This window comes from Nocardia veterana NBRC 100344 (genome assembly GCF_000308855.1).
GTDB classification, from domain to species: Bacteria; Actinomycetota; Actinomycetes; order Mycobacteriales; family Mycobacteriaceae; genus Nocardia; species Nocardia veterana.
In genome coordinates, this window is the sequence record NZ_BAGM01000071.1 from 1 (window position 1) to 4564 (window position 4564).

Sequence of the window (4564 nt, forward strand, 5' to 3'; positions counted from 1 at the left end):
AACTGTGGCTGCTCCGTCGATACCGGCCGGATTCGATTTCACCGACCCGGGACTGTGGGCCGAGCGGAGCCCGGTCTCCGAATTCGCGGAATTGCGGCGCACCGCGCCGGTCTGGTGGAATGCCCAGAACCCGGAGCAGGCCTACCCGTTCGAGGACGCGGGCTACTGGGTGGTGAGCCGGCACGAGGACATCAAGGAGGTCTCGCGCCGCTCGGACGTCTTCTCCTCGGCGACGAAGGGCTCCATCATCCGCTTGCCCGGCTTCGCCACCCCCGAACAACTGTCGGTGACCAGTGCGCTGCTGGTGAACATGGATCCGCCCAAGCACACCAAGATCCGCCGCATCATCTCGAAGGGCTTCACCCCGCGCGCGGTGGAGAGCCTGCGTGCGGCCCTGACCGAGCGGGCGCAGCGAATCGTACGCGCCGCCAAGGAATCCGGCGGCGGCGATTTCGTCGAACAGGTGGCCTGTGAACTGCCGCTACAGGCCATCGCCGAACTACTCGGTGTCCCACAGGACGACCGGCACAAGCTGTTCGACTGGTCGAATCAGATGCTCAATTACGACGATCCGGAGTATGGCGATTCCGCGGTCGCTTCCGCCGAAATTCTCGGCTATGCCTGGAATATGGCGGAGGCGCGCCGGGCGGAACCGGCGGGCGATATCGTCAGCCAGTTGGTCAGCGCCGATATCGACGGCGAGGCGCTGGGGTCGGACGAATTCGGCTTCTTCGTCATTCTGCTGGCGGTCGCCGGAAACGAGACCACCCGTAATGCGATCACGCACGGGATGAAGGCTTTCGTCGATCATCCGGAACAGTGGGAGCTGTACCGGCAGCAGCGCCCGCGCACCGCGGTCGACGAAATCGTGCGCTGGGCGACACCGGTCACCGCATTCCAGCGCACCGCGACCGAGGATGTCGAATTGGGTGGGCAACTGATCAAGGCCGGCGAGCGGGTCGGATTGTTCTACAGCTCGGCGAATTTCGACGAGGCGGCCTTCGACAGGCCCTTCGAATTCGACATCCTGCGCGACCCCAACCCGCATCTGGCGTTCGGTGGCACCGGCGCCCACTTCTGCGTCGGCGCCAACCTCGCCCGCCTGGAAATCGACCTGATGTTCAACGCCATCGCCGACGTCATGCCCGACCTGCGTCAGATCACCGACCCGCAGCGCCTGCGTTCGGGCTGGATCAACGGCATCAAACACTGGCAGGTCGAATACTCCTAGACCCGGGGAAATGGGCTGGGGAAAGCCGAGGGCCGCACGATCATTCGTGCGGCCCTCGGTGCTTGTTTCCCCAGGTGGTCGTGTTGGTGGCCTTGTGACTTCATTTCAGGTACCCGGAGCGGTACCGTTTCAGGTACCACGGGTTGATGCCAGCTTTGAACCTCACATTCACCGATGACGAGATGGAAGCGCTGCGTGCAGCTGCCAGCGCCCGGCGAGTGAGCCTCAAGGCGTTCGCTCACGACGCCGTGCTGGCGAGCAGTAGTGAACACTCCCTTCGTGTCGGTGACGCGGCTCGTCGTGTGGCTGAGCGGTCAGCGGAGTTGAACAAGCGGCTCGCGTGACGGAATACCTGACTCGAGATGATGTCCTGACTGCCGCGTCGTTTGCTCTCGGGCATCCTGCGGAGATCGGGGATTGGGGCTTGCTGGACGCCGCTGTCGCTCGTCCGCAGGCGACCGTCTTCGGCCAGGCGGCGCACTTTCTCAACGCGGCCTAGACCCGGGAAAGGGGGCCGTCACGCCGACGCTCGGTGGTTGTGCACGCGGAGGCCGTCGAGCACGACGGCGATCAGAGGGTTCGGTGCGTTGCGCGCCCGGGAGCGGCGTTCGACCGTCGCGGCGCCGATGACCAGGTCGAGCGCGTCGGCGACATCGATGTCGGGTCGCACGGCCCTTGCCTCTTTCGCTCGGGAGAGCAGAGTGTCGAACGACCGGATGAACTCGTGCCGGAGCCGGTCGGGGATCGCGACGGCCGTGTCGCCGTCGTCCAGCGCTTCGCACAGGGCCTGGTTGAGGGCGACCTCGCCGACGAGGTGGGTGAAGTAGTCGAAGAACGCGTCCTCCGGCGCGATATCGGTGCCCATGAGCAGGCATGCTCGTTCGGTGAACTCCTCCACCCGGCCGACGACGACCGCTTCGAACAATGCGGAACGGGTGGGGAAATGCCTATACACGGTGCCGACGCCGACGCCGGCTCGGCGCGCGATCTCGTCGAAGGACGCCGACGAGCCGTCCACCGAGAGCATCTCCCGGGCGGCGGCCAGCACCTGGTCTCGGTTGCGGCGCGCGTCAGCGCGCAGTGGCCTGCCACCCTGCTCGGCGTTGTTACCCATCGCTCGATCGTAGCGGCGACCATTGCGAAACGGAGAATGCTCTCCGTATAGTGGTCAAAACGGAGACTCTTCTCCGCTTACTGCGGCTTGTTGGCGCGGTATCTGAAGATCCGCCTACGGAGGGCACATGGAGCAGCTTGTTTTCGTCACCGGCGCGACCGGGCAGCAGGGCGGGGCGGTCGCCGACCGTCTGCTCGCCGAGGGGTGGCGGGTGCGGGTGTTGACTCGCCGCCCGGACAGCGACCGGGCGCGGAGCCTGGCGCAGGCGGGCGCGCAGGTGATCGCGGGCTCGCTGGAGGATCCCGCGACGATCGACCGCTGCGTCGACGGCGCCTACGGCGTGTACAGCATGCATCCCGGGCCGCTGGCCCCGGAGCAGGACGAGGTGAAGGCCGGCCAGGCCGTCACCGATGCAGCGGTGAAATACGGTGTGGCGCATATGGTTTACAGCTCGGGCCTCGGTGCCGACCGAGGCGGCCAGCCGACCAAATGGGAAGTCGAGCAATACATCGCCGCGTCGGGTGTCTCGGCGACGGTGCTGCGGCCGAGTTCATTCATGGAGAACCTGATCACGCAGTCCGACACGGTCGGGATCCGCGACGGCGCGCTACGCACCGCCGCCGCTGCGCACGTGCGTCAGCAATTCATCGCGCTCGACGATATCGGCGCGTTCACCGCCCTCGCGCTGCGGAACCCGGACGACTACCGCGGCCGGACGCTGGAACTGGTCGGCGACGTGCTCACCCCGCCCGAGGTGGCCGCGCAGGTCAGCGCCGCCGTCGGGCGAACGGTCCCTTACATTCAGCGTCCGATCGAGGAACTGCGCCGCATCAACGAACGCTTCGCTCGCGGCTACGAATTGCTCAACAGCGGTGACGGCAGCATCCCCGACGTCGACGTCCAGGAACTGCGTGCCCTGCACCCGGGATTGATGACCTTCGGGCACTGGCTCGAGGTCAAGGGGGCGAAGCTGATCCGCTCGGTGCTCGACACGCGGGCGTGACCATCGCCGGGTTGCGCCGTCGCGCTGCCCGGCGTCGATGATCGCCCGAGGGCCGGTCAGCCGGTGACCGTCGGTTCGCCGCCGCCCGTCGCGCAGCTCGAAGCCGCGAGGGCCGCACGATCGCTCGTGCGGCCCTCGGTCATTTCGTTGGTTCGCTCGGTCCGGCTGGGTCCGAGCCACGTCCGCCCTGCGGTTCAGCCGTAGTGGCACACGTAGTGCAGCGTCTGCACCACCTCGATGTCGAACGAGCTGTCACCGGGGACGGAGAACGATTCCCCGCCGCGGTAGGTCGTCGGCTCGGTCTCGCCGGGCAGCGTCACGGCGCATTCGCCCTCCACCAGCTCCATGATCTCCGGGGCTCCGGTGCTGAAGGTCAAGGTCGCGGGCTGGATCACGCCAACCGACTTCTCGGTGCCGTCGGGCAGCGTGAGGCTGTAGCTCACGCACTTGCCGTCGAAGTACACATTCGCCTTGGTGGCCACGCTGACGTTCTCGAACTGCGACATGATCTCTTTCCCGGAGGTGATGTGGAGTGGCCAGCCTACTGTCGCCACCTCCGCGCTCCGTCCGAGGGCTCGGGCCGCGGTCTCGTGATCTGAACGTGATCCGCGAGACAGATCCCCAACTGTGTGAGAACGCACAGTTTAGCGAGGATCTCCCGGTCGTCCGGGGAAAAGTTCGGTGTACGCGCCCTGCTTTCGAAAGTGTGTTCGTTGCACCGGTGATGCGTGCCCGTTATCGTCTTGATATATAACCGGCTCGCCCGATCCGGTTGTGTAATGCGCCTCGCGCATTCGTGTCTCCCAATTGAAACCCTCGTCATGATCGGCCGCGCCGCCGGAGCGAAACCCCGTCGGCGGACCGAGTGCGGCAGGACGTACGCCTGACATATGTCGAGGCGCGGCACATCGCGGCGCCTGCGGTAGTTCGGCCGTTCCAGATCAAGTCATCCCACAGCACCTCGTGCAGAGGCGAGTTCGTTGCGAACCCGTCTGGTCGCGCGCTGCCCGCCGCATGCCCGAGCCCGGCCGAACGGTCGAGAACAAGGAATCACATCGCATGTCTTCGAAATCCGTGCGCCGCAAGTCGGTCACGTCAGTCGTTCGTACCGCCGGTGCCGTGGCAGCGGCGGCCGCCGCGGTCGCGGCCATCACCACCGCCGCCGGCGTCGGCGAGTCGGCCAAACCGGACGCGGTCGCGCTGCACGCGTTGTCGA

Annotated in this window: 5 protein-coding genes and 1 pseudogene; 4 read left to right on the forward strand and 2 right to left on the reverse strand. The window is 66.4% G+C overall.

Going from position 1 to position 4564, the window contains the following annotated elements:
- The first annotated feature begins 4 nt into the window (after nucleotides 1-4).
- The 3 genes and pseudogenes from ON37_RS12185 to ON37_RS34120 all read left to right on the forward strand — a co-directional run.
- Nucleotides 5-1231, forward strand: coding sequence for a cytochrome P450 (locus ON37_RS12185; protein ID WP_040719202.1), 1227 nt, complete (start codon nucleotides 5-7; stop codon nucleotides 1229-1231).
- Nucleotides 1232-1377: 146 nt separating this feature from the next.
- A complete protein-coding gene (locus tag ON37_RS31735; RefSeq protein ID WP_083892933.1) occupies nucleotides 1378-1575 on the forward strand; it encodes an antitoxin Phd in 198 nt (65 codons plus the stop codon).
- A pseudogene (locus ON37_RS34120) lies at nucleotides 1572-1712 on the forward strand (type II toxin-antitoxin system death-on-curing family toxin); the annotation flags it as partial. The gene ON37_RS31735 and the pseudogene ON37_RS34120, both read left to right, overlap by 4 nt.
- Nucleotides 1713-1748: 36 nt before the next feature.
- Here ON37_RS34120 and ON37_RS12195 read toward each other — a convergent pair.
- Entirely contained in the window at nucleotides 1749-2345 is a 597-nt protein-coding gene (locus tag ON37_RS12195) for a TetR/AcrR family transcriptional regulator (protein WP_040719198.1), read from the reverse strand.
- Between the two features lie 127 nt (nucleotides 2346-2472).
- Between ON37_RS12195 and ON37_RS12200 the strand changes: the two genes are divergently transcribed.
- Nucleotides 2473-3348 carry an NmrA/HSCARG family protein gene (locus tag ON37_RS12200; protein WP_040719199.1) on the forward strand — a complete coding sequence of 292 codons (876 nt, stop codon included), beginning with the start codon at nucleotides 2473-2475 and terminating at the stop codon, nucleotides 3346-3348.
- A gap of 194 nt (nucleotides 3349-3542) precedes the next feature.
- Here the strand turns inward: ON37_RS12200 and ppnP are convergent, their stop codons facing one another.
- Nucleotides 3543-3854, reverse strand: a complete 312-nt coding sequence (gene ppnP / locus ON37_RS12205; protein ID WP_040719200.1) for a pyrimidine/purine nucleoside phosphorylase — start codon at nucleotides 3852-3854, stop codon at nucleotides 3543-3545.
- Between the last annotated feature and the right edge of the window lie 710 nt (nucleotides 3855-4564).

Bases quoted from the DNA above. Each gene is read 5' to 3' on its own strand.
- ON37_RS31735 (WP_083892933.1), top strand. From the start codon at position 1,378: ATGCCAGCTTTGAACCTCACATTCACCGATGACGAGATGGAAGCGCTG.
- ON37_RS12195 (WP_040719198.1), bottom strand. From the start codon at position 2,345: ATGGGTAACAACGCCGAGCAGGGTGGCAGGCCACTGCGCGCTGACGCG.
- ON37_RS12200 (WP_040719199.1), top strand. From the start codon at position 2,473: ATGGAGCAGCTTGTTTTCGTCACCGGCGCGACCGGGCAGCAGGGCGGG.
- ppnP (WP_040719200.1), bottom strand. From the start codon at position 3,854: ATGTCGCAGTTCGAGAACGTCAGCGTGGCCACCAAGGCGAATGTGTAC.